The organism is Roseateles sp. 22389 (assembly GCF_052044995.1).
Classification (GTDB): domain Bacteria; phylum Pseudomonadota; class Gammaproteobacteria; order Burkholderiales; family Burkholderiaceae_C; genus Roseateles.
Window position 1 is genome coordinate 118,882 of the sequence record NZ_JBQEOF010000006.1, and the last position, 18,704, is coordinate 137,585.

Consider the following 18,704-nt stretch of genomic DNA (forward strand, 5'->3'; position numbering starts at 1 on the left):
CCCCGGACTCCCCGTTCCGCCCTCCGCCCGGTGACCGCTCCGCCCACCGCCCATTTGCCGCCCATTCACCGCCACGTGACCTCGCCGTGACCGCTTCCGCCACCGACAGCCACCTGCTCCCGCACCTGATCTGGCACAGCGCCGAGCGCGATCCGGCGGCGCCGGCGCTGCGCGACGGCGGCCGCGCGCTGAACTATGGCGAGCTCGCGGCGCAGGTCCGGGCGCTGGCCAGCGGCCTGCTGTCGCTGGGCCTGGAACGGGCCGAGCGCGTCGGCATCTACCTGGACAAGCGGCTGGAGACCGTGGTCGCCAGCTTCGCGGCGCCGGCGGCCGGCGGCGTGTTCGTCCCGGTCAATCCCATCCTCAAGCCCGAGCAGGTCGGCTTCATCGTGCGCGACTGCGAGGTCCGCGTGCTGATCACCTCGCGCGACCGTTACGCGGCGCTGCAGCCGGTGCTGGCGCAATGCCCCTCGGTGCGCCATGTCGTGCTGGTCGACCCCGCGCCCGGCACCGAGCCGCAGGGCTGGGTCCGCTACAGCGAGCTGCTGGACGCCCCGGCCCGCGCCGCACACCGCGTCATCGACACCGACATGGTGGCCATCCTCTACACCTCCGGCTCCACCGGACGGCCCAAGGGCGTGGTGCTGTCGCATCGCAACATGGTCGCCGGCGCGAAGAGCGTCGCCAGCTACCTGGAGAACCGCCCGTCGGACCGCCTGCTGGCCGCGCTGCCGCTGTCCTTCGATGCCGGCTTCAGCCAGCTGACGACGGCCTTCCACGCCGGCGCGTCGGTGTCGCTGCTGAACTACCTGATGCCGCGCGACGTGCTCAAGGCGCTCGAACGCGACCGGATCACCGGCCTGACGGCCGTGCCGCCGCTGTACATCCAGCTGGCGCAGCTCGAATGGCCGGCGGCCATCGACCAGCAGCTGCGCTACTTCGCCAACACCGGCGGCCGCATGCCGCGCGAGACGCTGGGCCTGCTGCGCCAGCGGGTGCCGTCGGCGCGTCCCTTCCTGATGTACGGCCTGACCGAGGCCTTCCGCTCGACCTACCTGCCGCCGGAGGAGGTGGACCGCCGGCCCGACTCGATCGGCAAGGCCATCCCCAATGCCGAGATCCTGGTGCTGCGCGAGGACGGCACGCCCTGCGCGCCCGACGAGCCCGGCGAGCTGGTGCATCGCGGCGCGCTGGTCGGCCTGGGCTACTGGAACGATGCCGAGAAGACGGCCGAGCGCTACAAGCTGCTGCCGCCGGGCGTCGGCGGCCGCGAGGCCGGCCTGCAGCTGCCCGAGTTCGCGGTCTTCTCCGGCGACAACGTGCGCCAGGATGCCGAGGGTTTCCTGTACTTCATCGGCCGGCGCGACGAGATGATCAAGACCTCCGGCTACCGGGTCAGCCCGACCGAGGTCGAGGAGATCCTGTACGCGACCCAGCTGGTGGGGGAGTGCGTCGCCTTCGGCGTCGACCATCCGACGCTGGGGCAGGCGATCCAGGTGATCGCGACGCCGCCGGCCGGCGGCGAGGCGCTCGACGCGGCCGCGCTGCTGGCGGCCTGCAAGGCGCGCATGCCGGCCTACATGATCCCGTCCGGCATCGAGTCGCAGGCCGGGCCGCTGCCCCGCAACCCGAACGGGAAGATCGACCGCAAGCTGCTGAGCACCGACTGGGTGGCCCGGCAGGAAGCCCAATGACAGCGCCGCGCGACCCGCGCCGGCCCCCCGCACCGTGAGCATCGACGACCAGCCCCAATCCCTCGCCCCCGCGGCGTCCGCCAAGGCCGCGCCGCGGCACGCGGCTATGGACCAGTTCGAGTCCCGCGACGGCGTGCTGCTGGTCGGCGGCCAGCCGCTGACGCGGCTCGCGGACCGCATCGGCCGCACGCCGTTCTATGCCTACGACCGCGCGCTGCTGACGCGCCGGGTCGAGACTCTGCGCGCCGCGATGCCGCCGAAGCTGGAGCTGCACTTCGCGATGAAGGCCAACCCGATGCCGGCGCTGGTGGCGCATCTGGCGGGCCTGGTCGACGGCATCGACGTCGCCTCCGCCGGTGAGTTGCAGGTCGCGCTGGACGCCGGCGCCGACCCGCGCGAGATCAGCTTCGCCGGCCCCGGCAAGAGCGCGCTGGAGCTGCGCCAGGCGCTGGCAGCCGGCATTCTGATCAACCTCGAATCCTTCCGCGAGGTCGAGCTGCTGCGCGCGCTCTGCGCGGAGACCGGCTACGCCGCGCGGGTGGCGGTGCGCGTCAATCCGGACTTCGAGCTCAAGTCCTCCGGCATGAAGATGGGCGGCGGCCCCAAGCAGTTCGGCGTCGATGCCGAGCAGGTGCCCGAGCTGCTGGCCCGCGTCGGCGAGGCGGGCCTGGGCTTCGAGGGCTTCCACCTGTTCGCCGGCTCCCAGAACCTGAAGCCCGAGGCTATCGTCGAGGCCCAGATCAAGAGCTTCGAGCTCGCGCTGCGACTGGCGCGGCACGCGCCCGCGCCGGTGAAGGTGCTGAACCTGGGCGGCGGCTTCGGCATCCCCTACTTCCCCGGCGAGCAGCGGCTGGACCTGGGCCCGATCGCCGAGAACCTGGCGGCCCTGATCGAGCGCGCCGCCGTCGAGCTGCCGCAGGCGAAGCTGGTGGTCGAACTCGGTCGCTACCTGGTCGGCGAGGCCGGCATCTATGTGTGCCGGGTCGTGGACCGCAAGGTGTCGCGCGGCCAGGTCTTCCTGGTCACCGACGGCGGCCTGCACCACCACCTGGCGGCCTCGGGCAACTTCGGCCAGGTCATCCGCAAGAACTATCCGGTGGCGATCGGCAACCGGATCGGCGCCGAACCCGAGGCCGGCGTGTCCGTGGTCGGCCCGCTGTGCACGCCGCTGGACCTGCTGGGCGAGCGCATGAGCCTGGCGCGGGCGGAGCCCGGCGACCTGGTGGTCGTGTTCCAGTCCGGCGCCTACGGCATCACCGCCAGCCCGCAAGGCTTCCTGAGCCACCCGGGCGCGGCCGAGGTCCTGGTGTGAACGCCGCGCCCCGCCTGGCGCAAGTCGATGCCCTGCGTGGCATCGCGGCGCTGGCGGTGGTGCTGTTCCACTACACGACCCGCTACGACCAGCTCTTCGGCCATGCGCAGCCGCTGCGCATCGCCGTCCCGTTCGGGCACCTGGGCGTGAACCTGTTCTTCATGATCAGCGGCTTCGTCATCTTCATGACGCTGGAGCGCACCGCGCGGCCGATGGACTTCGTCGTGTCGCGCTTCAGCCGGCTCTATCCCGCCTACTGGGGCGCGCTGCTGCTGAGCTTCGCGCTGACGCACCTGCTGGGCCTGCCCGGCATGACCGTGGGCTGGGAGGTGCTGCTGGCCAACCTGACGATGGTGCAGGGCTTCTTCGGCGTCCCGCACGTGGACAACGTGTACTGGACGCTGGAGGTGGAACTGCTCTTCTACTGCTGGGCGCTGGCCAGCTTCCGGCTTGGCGGCGGCGTCGGGCTGCGGAACTTCCTTTTCGCCTGCCTGGCCCTGCGGCTGGTCTACGCCGCGGTGCTGGTCGCGTGGGGCGTGGACCTGCCGTGGATCGGGCAGCGCTGGCTGCTGCTGCCCTACATCGCCTGGTTCGCGCTCGGTGTGGCGGTCTACCGGCTGAGCCGCGCCGGCGGGTCCGCCGATCGCGTGCTCGTGGCGACGGCGCTGCTGGCGATCGGCCTGGCCGACGGCTGGACGCTGGCGGCGCTGGCCGCGGTGTTCCTGGTCGTGCTGCAGGGCGCCGCGCGCGGGCGCTGGACCTGGCTGGAGCATCCGCTGCTGCTGTGGCTGGGCACGATCTCCTACACGCTCTACCTGCTGCACGAGAACATCGGCTGGGCGCTGCTGCACCGGCTGGAGGGCTGGGGCGTGCCGACGCAGCTGGCCATCGCGCTGGCGATGGCGGTCTCGGCCGGCCTGGCGCACGGCTTGACGCGGCTGGTCGAGCTGCCCGCGATGCGCTGGATCCGCGACCGCTACCGCGCCCGCTCGCCGCGGCCGGGCGCGGCCCNNNCCGGGTCCGCGCCGGTACGAGGACAATGCGCGCTCGCCGGCGCGTGGACGCGCCGATGTTTCCTCAAGACGCGAAGCGCGGCGCGCGCCGGATCCCGATGACCGAAGAACGGAAGAACCCCCTGATCCCGCTGGCGATCGGCGCGGTGGCGCTGCTGTCCTGCGCCGGCATGATCGCCGCGGGGGTGGCGATGCTGCGGCAGTCCAAGGGCGCGACGCCCGCCGACGACCTGGCGCGGCGGCTGGCCGCGATCCACGACATGCCGGTGACGGCGCCCGACTGCGGTGCGGTGTTCAAGGGCGAGCAGCCGGTGGTGATCGTGGTGATGGGCCAGTCGAACGCGGCCAACCACGCCGACCCGATCCCGCCCGCGGCCGCCCCGGTGCCGCCGATGCCGGTGCTGCACCTGGGCGGCTGCGGCATGTCCACCGCGCCGGTGCCCGGCGGCACCGGCACCGGCGGCAGCCTCTGGCCGGCGGTGCACCAGGCGCTGGGCGGACGCTGGCAGGGGCGGCCCATCGTGTGGGCGGTGGTGGCGGTGGAGGGCAGCTCGATCGCCGAGTGGACCGCCCCGGACAGCGCGCTGCGCGCCTACTGGCAGACGCAGATGGACCGGATCAAGGGCACGCGCTGGCCGGTGGCGGCGGTGCTGTGGCAGCAGGGCGAGGCCGATGTGCGCGCGCGCACGGCGATGGCCGACTACCGCGACGCGCTCGCGGCGCTGCGCGCCGGCGTGGCCGCGCGCGGCGTGGACGCGCCGTGGTGGATCGCGCGCTCGACCTACTGCCCGCCGCAGGAGGGCGGCCAGGTGCGCGAGGCGGTGCGGGAACTGCTCGCGATCCCCGGCAGCGGTTTCCGCGCGGGCCCGGACACCGACACGCTGGGCCCGTCGCTGCGCAACGGCTGTCACTTCACCGTCGACGGCGCGGCGCGCGCGGCGGCGATGTGGGCCGAGGTGCTGGCGCCAGCCGCCCGGACCGCGCCTTGACGGGTCGATGACGGCGGCCTGAAGTCCGCTTCACGACGGCGGTTCTCCTCGAGGACGGTCCCCCCTCGGAGGGGCGCGGCGGTGCCCGGATTGCGCGTATCGTCGCGCCTTCGACGGGCGGCCGACCGCCCGCGGGAACTTCCTTGGGGAGGAACGATTGAACGCTCGTCATGTCGCGCCGCTGCTGGCGCCGTTGCTGGCGCTGGTCCTGGGCACCGCCGCCGACGCTGCGCCGGAAAAGTGCCAGATCGAGATGATGACCATCCCGGTGCGGCTGGTTGAATCGCGGCCGGTGGCCACGGTCAAGCTCAACGGCGTGCCGGTGCCCCTGCTGGTCGACAGCGGCGCGTTCTTCAGCTTCCTCAGCGAGGCCAGTGCCCGCCAGCTCAACCTGAGGCTGAAGCCGGCGCCCGACGGCCTGCGCGTCTACGGCATCACCGGCGCGGTGCAGGCGCTGAAGATCACGACGGTCCAGAGCGTCGTGCTGGAGCAGGCGGAGCTCAAGGGCGTGGAGTTCCTGGTCGGCGGCAACGAGATCAACGCCGGGATCATGGGCGTGCTGGGCCGCAACTTCCTGTCGGTGGCGGACACCGAGTACGACCTGGCCCATGGCGTGGTGCGGCTGGTGTTCCCCAAGGGCGACTGCGAGAAGACCTCGCTGGCCTACTGGGCCGGCGACGCGCCGGTGATCGAGGCGCCCTTGATCTCGTACGCACGCAACGACCGCGCGGTGCGCGTGCCGGTGCTGATCAACGGCGAGAAGGTGCGGGCGGTGATGGACACCGGCGCGCCGACGACCACGCTGATGATCGGCGCGGCGCGCAAGGCCGGCATCGCCGAGGCCGACTTGAAACCTGCGGGACGCACCGGCGGCGCGGGCGCCGAGTTCGCGCGCGAATGGACGGCGCGCGTCGACCGCTTCGAGCTCGGCGGCGAGAAGGTGAGCAACAACCAGATGCGGGTGACCGACGTCAGCGACAACGAGTACGGCATGCTGCTCGGCCTGGACTACTTCCTGTCCCACCGCGTCTACGTGTCGCGGCTGCAGGGCAAGGTCTACGCGACCTGGAACGGCGGGCCGGTCTTCGCCAAGGACGCGGCGAAGGCCGGCGACTACGACCAGCGCTACGCCGCCAAGGCGGAGGCGATCGCGGTGGACGATGCGGACGGTTTCGCGCGCCGCGGCAACGCCGCGCTGGTGGCCGGCGATCCCGCGCGGGCGCTGGAGGACCTGGACCGGGCGATCGCCCTGGCGCCGACGGTGGCCCTGCATCACGAGTCGCGCTCGCGGGTGAGACAGGCGCTCAGGCAGCCCAAGGAGGCGCTGGCCGACCTGGACGAGGCCTTGCGGCTGGACCCGGCGATGACGGACGCGCGACTGCGCCGCGCCCAGTTGCGCGCGGCCGCCGGCGACCGCGCCGGCGCCGCCGAGGACCTGGCGACGCTGGACGCGGCGCTGCCGCCGGGCGCGAACCTGCGGGCGGCGATGGCGCAGATGCATGCGCGACGCGACGAGGCGCCGCAGGCGCTCAAGCAGTTCGACCTCTGGATCCGGACCCACCCGCGCGACCTGCAGCTGGCCTCGATGCATGGCGAGCGCTGCTGGATGCGCACGCGGATGAACCTGGAGATCGAGCAGGCGGTCGACGACTGCAAGGAGGCGGTGGACCTGGATGGCGACGAGGCCACCTACCGCTCCTTCCTCGGCTGGGCGCGGCTGCGCCAGGGCGAGGCCGCGGCCGCGCGCAAGGCCTTCGATCGTGCGATCGCGCTCAAGCCGCTGGCCTGGGCGCACTACGGGCGCGGCGTGGCGCTGACCCGGCTCAACGAGCCGGACAAGGCCCGCCAGGACTTCGAGGCCGCGCGCCGGATCGCGCCGGCGATCGACGAGCGCGTGCGCAGGGCCGGTTTCGAGGCGCTGGCCGTCGCGCTCAAGCGCCCGGAGTGACGCGCCGGATCAGGACCTCGTCATCGACGACCCGGCGGCGCGCTCCACGCGCGCCGCATAGCAGCCGCGCCTGGCGAAGTGCACTTGCAGGTAGGTCACCGACGGAGGCGCGAAGAGCCGTTCGATGAGCGCCTCGATCTGGTCGCCCTCGACGAGGTCGGCATCGACCATCATCCCGGCGGCGTCGAAGGCGCGGACCGAGAGCATGCGGCCGCGCAAGGCGCTCGGCACCTCGTTGACGCGGTCGAAGCGCTCGCCGCCGTTCTCGCGCACGTAGATCGCATGCGTGCCGCGGTACGGCGAGTCGACCTCCAGGTAGACGTGGTTGAGCAGCAGCACCGTCTCGCCCGGCGCGGCGTCGTCGAGCGTGATGCGGTCCGGCGCGGAGCGCGGGCTGTCGATGCGCACGCGCAGCGCGCCGAGCTCACGCAGGTGCTCGTCGGTCATCGTGAACATCGGGCGGAATGGGGCAGGGTCGAGACCCAGGATGCGGAAGTCCATGTGAGCGCGGCGCGTGGGCCGTCGGAGTGGTTGAGGCGCCCACGATAGGCAGGGGCGCCCCGGCGGTCGCGCCGTTTCCGGACATGGAATTGGAAGAGCGATGGAGCCATCGGAAACCTGCCAGTCGCATGGCGCACAGTGTGGAGTCCAGTACGATGCCGTCCCTTGTAGTCGCAAGCGCGCGGCACGCCGCTCGACGGGAGCATCCATGCTGACCACATTCACGCTGACCAGATTCAAGAGCTATGAGAAGGCCGAGCTTCCGTTGGGCGCTCTCACGGTGCTGATCGGTGCCAGCGCGGCAGGCAAGAGCAACGTCATCGAAGCGCTCCGACTCCTCTCCTGGTTGGCCCAGGGGCAGAAGTTGGGGTCGATCAAGTACGCCGTGAACAGCGCGGACAAGGTGGTGCGCGGCCGTGTTGAAGACCTTTGTCGGGCGGATGCGTCCGCCTTCGCGCTGGGGTGCTCGATCAACGAAGGGGAGTGGCCGCACTTGTCCATCGGCATCGGCCTGCGGGCTGGCGAGCTGCACGTCATCGAAGAGCGAATCTCATCGACCGTTGCCGGGGTTAATCCGCTGTATGAGCTTGTTCAGCCTTCCAGCGGAGCCAGCACCGACGCGGTGGTCGCGTACAACAACTTCGCCCGAGGCGGAAAGAAGCCCCACATCACGGTCAGCGACCAGATGGCGGTCTTCACCCAGCTTGACTCGCCGGCCAGCTTCCAGCCGAACCACGACCGGGCGCAAGAGGAGATCCCCAAGGCGGTCAGGCACTATCAGCGCCTGCTGGCCGGCGTGCTTTTCCTGGACCCGGTGCCGGCCCGCATGCGCGATTACAGCTTTGCATCGGAAAAGCAGCTTCAGGGCGATGGCGCCAACCTCTCGAGCGTGCTCTACGACCTGTGGGGGCGCGAAGAACAGGTTGACGAGCGCCATGCCGCCAACAGGGCGGACATTCTCTCGTTCATTCGGAGCCTGCCCGAGCAGGACATTGACCGGCTGAGCTTCCTGACCGCCCCGCGTGGCGAAGTGATGGTCCAACTGGTGGAGACGTTTGGAGGCGTACCGAAGGCTTGTGATGCGCCCTTGCTCTCCGATGGCACCCTGCGGGTGCTGGCGATCGCCGCTGCCATGCTGTCGGCGCAAGAGGGCAGCCTGGTGGTCATCGAGGAGATCGACAACGGCGTCCATCCCAGCCGCGCCCATCACCTGCTCGAGCGCCTGAAGGCCATCGCCGAGCGGCGCCAGCTGAAGGTCTTGCTGTCCACGCACAACCCGGCGCTGCTGGATGCACTGCCCGCGGACGCGCTCAAGGATGTCGTGTTCTGCTATCGGGACCCGGAACACGGCGACAGTCGCCTGGCCCAACTGGGCAAGGTGCCGGATATTCCAGAACTGCTGGTCAAAGGGAGCCTCGGACACCTGTTGACCACTGGCGCCATTGATCGGTTCGTGAAGCACCACCCTGGCCCCGCCGCGCGCAAGGCGAAGGCGAAGGAGTGGCTGGCTTCCCTCCGTTCCGGAGGGGCGCGGGAGGTCGCGGATGAGTGAGATCGTGCTGCTCGACACCTCCGTGTTGCTCAACGTCCTGGACATCCCTGGGTTCAACGAAACCCGCGAGGCAGTCATTGCAGAGTTCGAGCAGTTGATCGACCGTGAGGCTCATCTGTTCATTCCCATGGCGGCCGTATTCGAAACCGGCAACCACATCGCCCAGCTCACCGACGGGCGACTTCGTCGGCATTGCGCTGAGCGATTCGTTTCCGCCATCCAGGCAGCGATCGACGATCAAGCGCCATGGAAGCCGATGCGCATGCCGGATGTCGAGCTCGTGCGCACCTGGTTGAACGATTTTCCGGAGGCTGCGATGCGGGGACACGGCATGGGCGACCTGTCGATCCGCAAGGAGTGGCAGACCCAATGCGAACAGTTTTCGATGAGCCGTGTCAGGGTTTGGTCGCTTGATCAAGATCTTGCCGGGCTCGATCGAAGTCCGGATTGGCGCCGGGCACGCTGACCACCACCAGCGCCTGCTCCGGCGACAGGGTCGCCAGGTCGATCGACTCGCCCGCGTGTTCCCGGCGCGCGCCGGCCTCGCGGGTGAGCGCGGCGCGGCAGGCGGTCTCGTTGGCGCAGACGATCACCCGCAGCCAGCGGTCCTGGTGACGGATGCGCACCTCGGCCTGGTCCCAGTGCACCGGCAGGCAGGCCCGCACCCGCAGCCGGCCCTGCTCGATGACGACGCCGCAGATCGACTCCAGCGAGGCCCGCAGCAGCCAGCCCGCCGAGCCGCTGTACCAGCTCCACCCGCCGCGCCCGACCCAGGGCGGCTGCGAGTAGATGTCGCCGGCCATCACGTAGGGCTCGATCGCGTAGGTCGGCCCCAGTCGCGGATCGGCCCAGCGGTGCGCGGGGCTCAGCCCGGTGTAGACCTGCCACATCGTGTCGCGCTGCCCCAGCCGCGCCAGCGCCATCAGCGCCCAGACCGCCGCGTGGTTGTACTGGCCGCCGTTCTCGCGCACGCCCGGCGCGTAGGACTGGATGTAGCCGGCGCTGGGCTGCGCCTGCGCCAGCGGCGGATGCAGCAGCCGCGCCAGCTTCGCCACCGGGTCGAGCAACTGCGCGCAGGCGCTGGCCATCGCCTGCCGCGCATGCGCCGGATCGGCCGCCGCGGTCAGCACCGCCCAGCTCTGCGCGATCAGGTCGATCCTGCACTCGGCGTTCTCGGCCGAGCCCAGCGGCGAGCCGTCGTCGAAGAAGCCGCGCCGGTACCAGCGGCCGTCCCAGCCGGGCCCGTCGAGCGCCGCCACCCAGCCGTCGCGCGCCGCCNGCGGGCGGCGCGCTCCTGCTCGCCGCGCGCGGTCGCGATCGGCGCGAAGTCCTCGATCACCTGCGCCAGGAACCAGGCCATCCAGACCGATTCGCCGCGGCCCTCGTGGCCGACGCGGTTCATCCCGTCGTTCCAGTCGCCGGTGCCGAACAGCGGCAGCCCGTGCGGCCCGCTGTCCAGGCTGCGGTCGATCGCACGCGCGGCATGCTCGTAGACCGAGGCCATCGGCCCGTCGGTGCGCGGGCTCTCGTAGATGTCCTCGGCGCCCTCGGGCACCGGCTGGCCGACGAGGAAGGGCACCGTGTCGTCGAGCAGCGTCAGGTCGCCGGTGCGCGCCAGGTAATGCGCCAGCGCATAGGGCAGCCAGAGCCGGTCGTCGGAGAAATGCGTGCGCACGCCGGCGCCGCCGGGCTCGTGCCACCAGTGCTGCACGTCGCCCTCCGGGAACTGCCGCGCGGCGCTGCGCCGGATCTGGTCGGCCAGCAGCTGCGGCGCGACGTCGGTCAGCGCCATCGCGTCCTGCAGCTGGTCGCGATAACCGAAGGCGCCACCGGCCTGGTAGAAGCCGGCGCGGGCCCACATCCGGCACACCAGCGTCTGGTACGGCAGCCAGTGATTCGTCAGCGCGTCGAAGCGCGGATCCGGTGTCGACACCTGCAGGCCGCCCAGCAGCGCCGGCCATTGCCGCCGCTGCCGCGCCAGCCGCTCCGCCGGATCGAGCGCCCACGCGGCCGCCATCAGCGCCTGCGTCGCCTCGGGGGAGGGGCCGTGGCCCAGCAGCACGGTGAGCTCGGCCGGCTGCGAGGCCTCGAGCTCGATCCGCGCCGCCAATGCCGCGCAGGCGTCGAGCCCGCCACCGCAGCGCCGGGACAGCGCCTTGGGCAGGACCATGCGGCCCGCGCTGTCGAAGAACTCGCGCCGGTCGCAGGTCCAGTCCTGCGCGTCGAGACGCACGCGCGCCGGTCCGGCGGAGGCGCCGGTCCTGCGCGCCGCGTCGAGCTCGTCGCCGCGCGGATCCTCGCCCCGTCCGTCGCCCCGCTGGCGGGGCCGGATGCACAGCGCGGCCGTCGCGTCGCCGAAGCCGCCCAGGTGGTCCAGCTGCGTCGCCTGCAGCGTCAACGCGCGCTCGGGTTGCGGCAGCCCGGCGCCGAGCTCGCCCACGGTCAGCCAGTCGCTGCGCGTCGCCACGGACAGGCGTTCGCCGCGCGCGCTGCCCAGTTGCCATTCGGCCAGGGCCACGAGCCGCAGTCGCCGAGGTCCGCCCCCGCTGCGCCCCACGACACCGAGGCGCACCTGCACCTGCTTCACCGCCGCCTCGGGATCGACGCACCAGCACAGCTCGACGCTCAGGTCGCCCAACTGCTGGCGGCTGCGCGAATAGCCGATGCCATGCTCGATCGCCAGCGGCGCGTCGTGGCGCAACTGGCGGCCCAGCGGCCAGACGCGGTCGTTGTCCAGGTCGTGCAGCAGCAGCCACTCGCCGGGCGGGTCCAGCAGCGGGTCGTTGGACCAGGGCGTGACCTGGTGCATGCGGCTGTTGCCGGCCCAGGTGTAGCCGGCGCCCAGTTCGGTGACCTGGCAGCCGAAGTCGCGGTTCGCCAGCACATTGACCCAGGGCCGCGACGGATGCCGGTCCGGCGAGACCTCGAAGGCGAAGCCGCCATGGTCGGGATCGAAGCGGCCTTCGGGTGGCCGCGGCACGGCTTCCGGCAGCGGGCGCTCGACCAGCGCATGGGCCACCGGCAGCCGCGCGGCCTCGTTGCTGGGCGCGGTGTCCTCGATCCAGCGCTCGACCTGCTGCGCCAGGCCGCGGCCGTCGGCCTGCAGCCGGATGCGGGTCAGCGTCTGCAGCGTGAAGCGCTCGTCGGGTTGCAGGTCGCTGTCGCGCAGCACATGCAGCGCCGAGCACAGGTGCGCCGGCCGTCCCTGCGCCTGGCCCTGCAGCCGCGATTGCAGCGCCTGCAGCGCCTGCTGCACCGGGGCGAGGTAGGACGGCGGCTCCTCGTTGAGCACCACCAGGTCCACGCCGATCGCGTGGGTGGTCCACATCCGCAGCGCCTTCTTCAGTGCGCGGATCAGGTCGATGCCTTCCTCGCCGCTGACCGTCACCATCAGGATGGGCCGGTCGCCCGAGATGCCGAAGCGCCACAGCGCGCGGCGGTCGCAGCGGCCGCGCGGCTCGCGGACATGGGCGGGCTCGCGCACCGCCTGGCCGGTGACCAGCGTGTTGAGCTGCAGCAGGGCGCCCCAGGTGGTGGTGTCGAACTGGAGTTCGCGCAGGCGGATGCCGCCCATCGTGTGCGACATCGACGCGGAGCGCTCGACGTGCGCCGGCTGCCGGTACTTGTCGACCAGCGCCGCCAGCAGGTCGGCGTCGCGCGCGGCCGCGGTGCAGAAGGTCAGCCGCACCGTCGCGCCGGGGGCCAGGTCCAGGCCGACCCGCAGCCCGGCGACCGGATCCAGGCCGGTGTCCAGCAGCCGCCCGGGCTCGCCGTCGGCGCTCATGTCGGCGCTCATGTCGGCCTCGTCGTCGACGAAGCGCGGGCGCGCGTCGCCGACCGGCCGCGTCGAACTGCCGTAGCGGCCCAGCCAGCGCGCGCGATCGGCGATGGGCAGGACCTCGCGGACCGCATGGCCCTCCGGCCGGCAGTCCTCGGCGCCCGGGGCGCCGCCGGCGGGACGGGCCGGCTTGGCGCAGCCCGCGCCGGCATCCACGCCAGCCAGGAAGAAGACCGCGCGCATCGCGGCTTCGTCGAAGAGCCGCGGACGTCGACGCAAATGCAGCGCATGCTGCGCCTCGTCCCAGCGGGCCTGGATGAAGAGGTTGGAGAAGGCCGGGTGCGCCTCGTCGCCGCGCTGCGGCGCCAGCGTGGCCTCGAAGCAGGACACCAGGTCCAGCGCCAGCGGCTGATCGCCGCGGTTGGTCAGCTCGACCTGACGCAATTCGCAATCGTCCTCCGGGCTGACCCACACCGTGGTGCAGCTGTGCAGGTCCGGCCAGGTCGCCTCGAACAGCGCGCGCTCGGCCTGCATGCGCGCCGCGTAGCGCGCGCGGGGATCGGGCGCGGGGCGGGCGGTGTTGCTGAACCAGTCGGCCTCGCCGGCGCGGCGCAGCATGGTGAAGCTGCCGTGCTGGTCGCGCAGCAGGTCGTCGCGCCAGCGCGTGATCGCCACGCCGTCCCAGTTGCTGTAGCCGCCGCCGTGGCTGCGCAGCACCACCGAGTAGCGGCCGTTGGTCAGCATGTGGGTCAGCGGCAGGGTCTCGGCCAGCGGCTCGCTCTCGCGCACCATGCGCGCCTTGCGGACCGCGCGCTTGCGCGGCAGCAGGTCGGCCGGCGGCGCCTGCAGCGGCGCGACCTCGCGCGGCGCGCGCTCATGCAGCAGCGTCGCCACCGCCTTGACGTGCGGGTCGCTCATCAGCCAGCGCCGCGGCGCGTCGTCGGCCAGCAGGGCGGTCAGCGCGACGAAGCCCATCGCCTGGTGATGCGCCATGTAGGTCCGCACCAGCGTGAAGCCGGCACCGGCGGTCTGGCGCTGCGGTGTGTAGTCCACCGCCTCGATGAAGCCGAAGGCGCCGCGCGCGCCCAGGCGCTCGAAGGCCTGCAGGTTGGACACCACCCGCACCGGCGCCACCACCGCCGCCATCACCGCCGCATAGGGCGCGAGCACCCGTTCGTCGACGGCCAGCCGCGCCAGCGCCAGGGTCTGCACGCCCTGCGGGCCGTACTGGTAGGCCAGCGTGTGGTCCTGGCCGGCGATCGCCGATTCCGAGATGCCCCACGGCGTGCCCTTGCCGCGGGCCTCCAGACGCTGCTCCTTCACCGCCGTGCGCACGGCCCGGCCCAGCGCGCTGGCCGCGGGCTCGCGCAGCACCAGCGACGGCATCAGGTACTCGAACATCGAGCCCGACCACGACTTCAGCCCGAGCGAGTCGCCGGCGCCATCGCGCGCGAAGAAGGGCCGCCCGAGCGCCTGCCAGTGTTCCGGCGGCAGGTCGCCCTTGGCGATCGCGACCAGGCTGGTGAGGCGGGCCTCGCTGGCGAGCAGGTCGTAATGGTTGTCGTCGAGCTGCTGCGCGTCGCCGCGCCAGCCGATGCGCAGCAGGCGACGCTCGGGATCGAAGAGCGGGCGGTAGTCCGCTTCCAGCCCGAGGCGGCGCGCCCGGCCCGCGAGCGCGCGCAGCGCCAGGCGGGCTTCGGCCAGCGGCGCGCCCTGGTCCTGCCACCAGGACCTCAACTGGGCGATCAGGTCGCGCAGCAGCTGCTGGGCCGGCGGCGTGTCGTCGACGGACGCGTCGGCCGGGGCGAGGGCGGCCAGGGCATCGAGCTCCGCCTGCGCCGCGGCCACCAGGCCCTGCAGCAGGGCCTGCTGCTCTTCCGCCGAGGCGGTGAGGTTCTCCGCCGCCAGCAGCGCCGCGACCAGCGCGGCGCCGGCCGGCAGCGCCGGGTCGCTGGCCAGCGGCGGCTGCAGGACCCGCAGGCGATGCAGCGTCCGGTCCAGCGCCTGCCGCGGCGCGGCGGCCAGTTGGTCCGGCGTCATCTCCGCGGCCAGCTCGCAGGCGCGGGCCACGGTCAGCAGGTGGGCCGAGCAGTTGCCGCTGTCCACCGCCGACACGTAGCCCGGCGCCAGTACGACCAGCGATTGGGTGTCGTACCAGTTGTAGAAATGGCCCTGCCAGCGCGGCAGGCGCTCGAGCGTGTCCAGCGTCGCGGACAGGCGCCGGGTCATCGTGACCAGCCCGATGAAGCCCAGTTCGCGCGCGCAGGCCACGGCCAGCAGGTACAGGCCGATGTTGGTCGGCGAGGTGCGATGCGCCACCAGCAGGTGGGGCGTCAGCTGCACGTTGTCGGGCGGCAGGTGGTTGTCGTCGGCGCCGACATGGGTGTCGTAGAAGCGCCAGGTGTCGCGCGCCAGGCCCCAGAGGTAATCGCGTCCCTGCGGATCCAGCGCGGCCTCGCGGCGCAGCAGCGGCGCGCGCGGTGCGCTCGCCCACCAGATCCACAGCGGCGACAGCGCCCAGAGCGCCAGCAGCACGACGGCCGCCGCGCCGTTCACCGGCGCGCCGGACAAGGCCGCGACCGCCAGCAGTCCGCCCAGCACCGCTGCCGCGACCGGCACGCGCAGGTGCTGCGCGACCAGCGCCGGCAGTTCCCGCCGCGCGGCGGCCTGGGCGGCGGCGGCCGTGGTCCATTCGAGCAGGCGGCGTCGCGACACCGTCTGCCGCCACAGCGCCCGCCCGATCGCGTCCAGGTACAGCAGCGACAGGTGCAGCAGCAGCGCGACCTGCCAGGCGGCCAGGCCCAGGGCGCGCCGCAGGTCGTGGCCGGTCTCGCGGTAGAAGTGGCGGCGCGCCAGGCCGTCCCGGCTGGGCACCAGCCCGGCCAGCGCGCCCACCAGCGGCCCGATGGCGAAGGCGCCCGCCACGACCACCAGCGTCAGCCCCAGCGGCAGGACCGCGGTGCCCAGCACCAGCAGCATCAGGCCCAGCGCCATCGGCGCGACCAGCGAGCGCCGCAGGTTGTCGATCAGCTTCCAGCGGTTGATCGGCGCGATGCCGTAGCGCCCCGCCCCGGCGATGAAGGGCAGCAGCTGCCAGTCGCCGCGCGTCCAGCGATGCAGCCGGGCGTGGGCCACGTCGGCATGCATCGGCGAGTCCTCGACCAGCGTGATGTCGGACACGCCGGCGCAGCGCGCGATGCTGCCCTCCAGCAGGTCGTGGCTCAGCACCTGGCCCTCGGGCAGGCGCGCGTCCAGCACCGCATGGCAGGCGCGCACGTCCAGCAGGCCCTTGCCGGTGAAGCTGCCTTCGCCGAACAGGTCCTGGAAGATCTCCGAGCTGACCGCGCTGTAGGGGTCGATGCCGAACTGGCCGACGAAGAGCCGGTGATAGGGCGTGCTGGCGGCGTCGTCGGGCATGGGTGCGAGCACCCGCGGCTGCAGGATCGCGTAGCCCTCGACGACGCGGCGGGTGACCGCGTCCACACGCGGCCGGTTCATCGGATGCGCGGCGGTGCCCACCAGCGCGCGCAGCCGGCCCGGCGGCATGTCGGTGTCGGCGTCCAGGGTGATCAGGTGGCGCACGCCGGGCGCGGGTTGCGACATCGCGCCGAAGTCGGCGAACGGCGACGCGCCCGCCGGCGCGGCCAGCAGCCGCAGCAGGCGCTCGAGCTTGCCGCGCTTGCGCTCCCAGCCGATCCAGCGGCGCTCGGTCGAGGACCATTCGCGCGCCCGGTGCAGCAGCAGGAAGCGCGGACGGCCGTCGGCCAGCGGGCCGTGGCGCTCGTTGAGCGCGGCGATGGCGTCGGCCGCGGTGACCACGATCATCGTGTCGCCGGGATGGTGTTCCTCGTAGGCATCGGCCAGGTCGCTGAGCAGCGCGAACTGCACCAGCCGCTCGGGATTGGCCAGGTGGTGCTGCTCCAGCTGGGCGACCAGCGGGGCGACGGCCTCCTCGCGCGTCAACAGCACCGGCATGACGACCAGCGTGCGTTCCGCATCAGGCAGGCCTTGGGAGAAATCCAGGCGGGGCAGGCGCGCCGGCCGGGCCAGCTCGCTGATCCAGCGGTTGGTGAGCGCGATCACGGCCTCGCCGATCGGCCCGGCGGCCAGCAGCGCGGTCAGCACCAGCAGCCAGGGCGCGGCATCGGGACGCGCCTGGTTCATCAGCCAGGAGAGGCCCAGCAGGCCCAGCAGCGCCAGGCCGGCCAGGTAGGCCACCGCCGCCCAGCGCTGGCCCGGGGCGGTGTCGTGCGGCGGCCAGGCGTGCTCGTGCAGGCCCAGCGCCGCGAGCAGCGTCGGACGTCCGGCCCCGCGCCACCAGTAGATCGGCGCGCTGCGCCGGTCGGGTTCGCCGTCCTGGGGTGGACCGGCGTTCTGCGTCAGCGCCAGCAACTGGCGCGCGACCTCGAGTTCCGGGCGACCGGACTTGCGGGCCAGGCGCTCGATCTCGTGCAGGGTCAGGTCCTGGGTGTCCGGCGCCTCGGCCGCGAAGACCGGCGACCCGCCCAGCGTCCGCATCACCGGGCTGACCGACTGGATCAGCTGCCGCCAGTGGGTCTGGTCGATGCGCCGCAGCGCGGTGATCGCGTTGCGGATGCTCTGCAGGTCCTTGATCGATTCGTCCTGCTGCCGCGCCAGCGCCTGCGCCGGCGCGGGCAGCCGGGTGCTCAGCCAGGCGGCCAGCTCGCCCATCAGCGGCTGGGGCAATTCCTCCAGGCGGTGGTCGAGCTGCAGCCAGAAGGCCTCGGCGACGCCGCGCTCGGCCATGCGCGGCTCCAGGGCCGTGATCGCCTCGATGCCGGACGCGGCCGGGTGGCCGTCGTACCAGTGGTGCACCACGTCGCGGGCCGCCTGCAGCGTCGCGAAGCGCTCGGCCAGCCGGCGCAGGTTCTCGACCAGCACCACCCGCAGCGTCGTCGGCAGCGCCCACAGCTCGGCCAGGGACAGCGGGCGCTCCTCCTGGTAGGCGCGCAGGTAGGCGGCCAGCAGCCCGGTGTCGAAGCCGCCGTCGGTGTGCGCGACCCAGGCCCAGGCCACGCCGTAGATGCGGGGCAGGCCGGCGAGCGGCTCGTCGCGCAGCCGCGGCAGCAGGCGGAAGAAATTGCGCGGCAGGCCGCGGCGGACCTGGTGCGTCTGCTCGTCGATCAGCGCGGCGTTGTCCAGCAGCCACTTCCCGGCGGCGCCGAGGTGGCGGAAGTCGCGATGGCGCTTCTCGAGCAGCCGCCGCGTCTGCTGCAGCATCGCGACGTTGTCGTCGAGCCGCGGGAAGAACTGCCCGGCGCCGGCGGTGCCCTGGATCGCCTGGGCCTGCGCGAGGCTGCGGCCGTGCTGCTCGAAGCGCGCCTGCCCGAACAGCACCGCCCGCACCGGGGGCTCGATGGGGCCCAGCGCCGGATTCAGCAGCGCAAGTTCTTCCGCAATTTCCGGGGGATCCGGCGTGGGATCGGCGGAGGTGCGCCGGTCGTCATCGGGGGAGGGCTCCGGCGCGGCGTCCGTCGATCGGGCGGCGGCGTCCGCGCTGCGGCCGGCGTTCATAGCCAATGGGTGAACAGACCCAGGGTGACGGCGCTCAGGGCCGCGGTGGTGGCCAGGCGGGGCAGGACCACGCCCTGGACGCGCTCGGCCAGCAGCGCCAGCCCGAACCATCGGCCGCGCGCCTTGGCGCACTGGACGAGATGGCGCTGGAGCGCCGGGTCCTGGAGAAGCGGGGCGATCGGGCTGAGCGGGCCAGCGGGGCTATTCATGACGGAGTCTCCCTGCAAGTGGTTGATCCGGTCTGCAACCGGACGTTTCAACTGGCAAACCCCATGCCTGCGCAGGCAAGCAAATAGGCGAGGAGACCCCGGCCGCCTCAATGACGCCGGCAGTGCGGCGGAACGGGCCGATCGAAGCGGTGCTCGACGCGGACGGCCGGCGC

Annotated in this window: 9 protein-coding genes and 1 pseudogene; 7 read left to right on the forward strand and 3 right to left on the reverse strand. The window is 72.6% G+C overall.

Going from position 1 to position 18,704, the window contains the following annotated elements; genetic code table 11:
* Nucleotides 1–86: 86 nt before the first annotated feature.
* From ACTJKJ_RS10645 to ACTJKJ_RS10665, 5 genes are all read left to right on the forward strand, one after another.
* A complete protein-coding gene (locus ACTJKJ_RS10645; RefSeq protein ID WP_440820418.1) occupies nucleotides 87–1,694 on the forward strand; it encodes an acyl-CoA ligase (AMP-forming), exosortase A system-associated in 1,608 nt (535 codons plus the stop codon).
* Between the two features lie 106 nt (nucleotides 1,695–1,800).
* A complete protein-coding gene (locus ACTJKJ_RS10650) occupies nucleotides 1,801–3,006 on the forward strand; it encodes a pyridoxal-dependent decarboxylase, exosortase A system-associated (protein ID WP_440820522.1) in 1,206 nt (401 codons plus the stop codon).
* A complete protein-coding gene (locus ACTJKJ_RS10655; RefSeq protein ID WP_440820419.1) occupies nucleotides 3,003–4,121 on the forward strand; it encodes an acyltransferase family protein in 1,119 nt (372 codons plus the stop codon). Before ACTJKJ_RS10650 ends, ACTJKJ_RS10655 begins: the two co-directional genes overlap by 4 nt.
* Entirely contained in the window at nucleotides 4,118–5,008 is an 891-nt protein-coding gene (locus ACTJKJ_RS10660; protein ID WP_440820420.1) for a sialate O-acetylesterase, read from the forward strand. The genes ACTJKJ_RS10655 and ACTJKJ_RS10660 overlap by 4 nt, the downstream gene beginning before the upstream one ends.
* 157 nt (nucleotides 5,009–5,165) lie before the next feature.
* On the forward strand, nucleotides 5,166–6,956 hold the full coding sequence (locus tag ACTJKJ_RS10665) for a retroviral-like aspartic protease family protein (RefSeq protein WP_297382012.1): 1,791 nt from the start codon (nucleotides 5,166–5,168) through the stop codon (nucleotides 6,954–6,956).
* Between the two features lie 9 nt (nucleotides 6,957–6,965).
* Here the strand turns inward: ACTJKJ_RS10665 and ACTJKJ_RS10670 are convergent, their stop codons facing one another.
* Nucleotides 6,966–7,412 (reverse strand): DUF1203 domain-containing protein, encoded by a 447-nt coding sequence (locus ACTJKJ_RS10670; protein ID WP_297382011.1) that lies wholly within the window; start codon nucleotides 7,410–7,412, stop codon nucleotides 6,966–6,968.
* Nucleotides 7,413–7,665: 253 nt separating this feature from the next.
* Here ACTJKJ_RS10670 and ACTJKJ_RS10675 point away from each other — a divergent pair, with 253 nt between their 5' ends.
* Nucleotides 7,666–9,009 carry an AAA family ATPase gene (locus tag ACTJKJ_RS10675; protein ID WP_440820421.1) on the forward strand — a complete coding sequence of 448 codons (1,344 nt, stop codon included), beginning with the start codon at nucleotides 7,666–7,668 and terminating at the stop codon, nucleotides 9,007–9,009.
* A complete protein-coding gene (locus ACTJKJ_RS10680) occupies nucleotides 9,002–9,475 on the forward strand; it encodes a hypothetical protein (RefSeq protein ID WP_297382009.1) in 474 nt (157 codons plus the stop codon). The genes ACTJKJ_RS10675 and ACTJKJ_RS10680 overlap by 8 nt, the downstream gene beginning before the upstream one ends.
* Here the strand turns inward: ACTJKJ_RS10680 and ACTJKJ_RS10685 are convergent.
* Nucleotides 9,405–18,322: pseudogene (locus ACTJKJ_RS10685) on the reverse strand (GH36-type glycosyl hydrolase domain-containing protein). The gene ACTJKJ_RS10680 and the pseudogene ACTJKJ_RS10685 overlap by 71 nt on opposite strands.
* Nucleotides 18,319–18,531, reverse strand: coding sequence for a hypothetical protein (locus ACTJKJ_RS10690; RefSeq protein WP_147242394.1), 213 nt, complete (start codon nucleotides 18,529–18,531; stop codon nucleotides 18,319–18,321). The pseudogene ACTJKJ_RS10685 and the gene ACTJKJ_RS10690 overlap by 4 nt, the downstream one beginning before the upstream one ends.
* Nucleotides 18,532–18,704 lie beyond the last annotated feature (173 nt).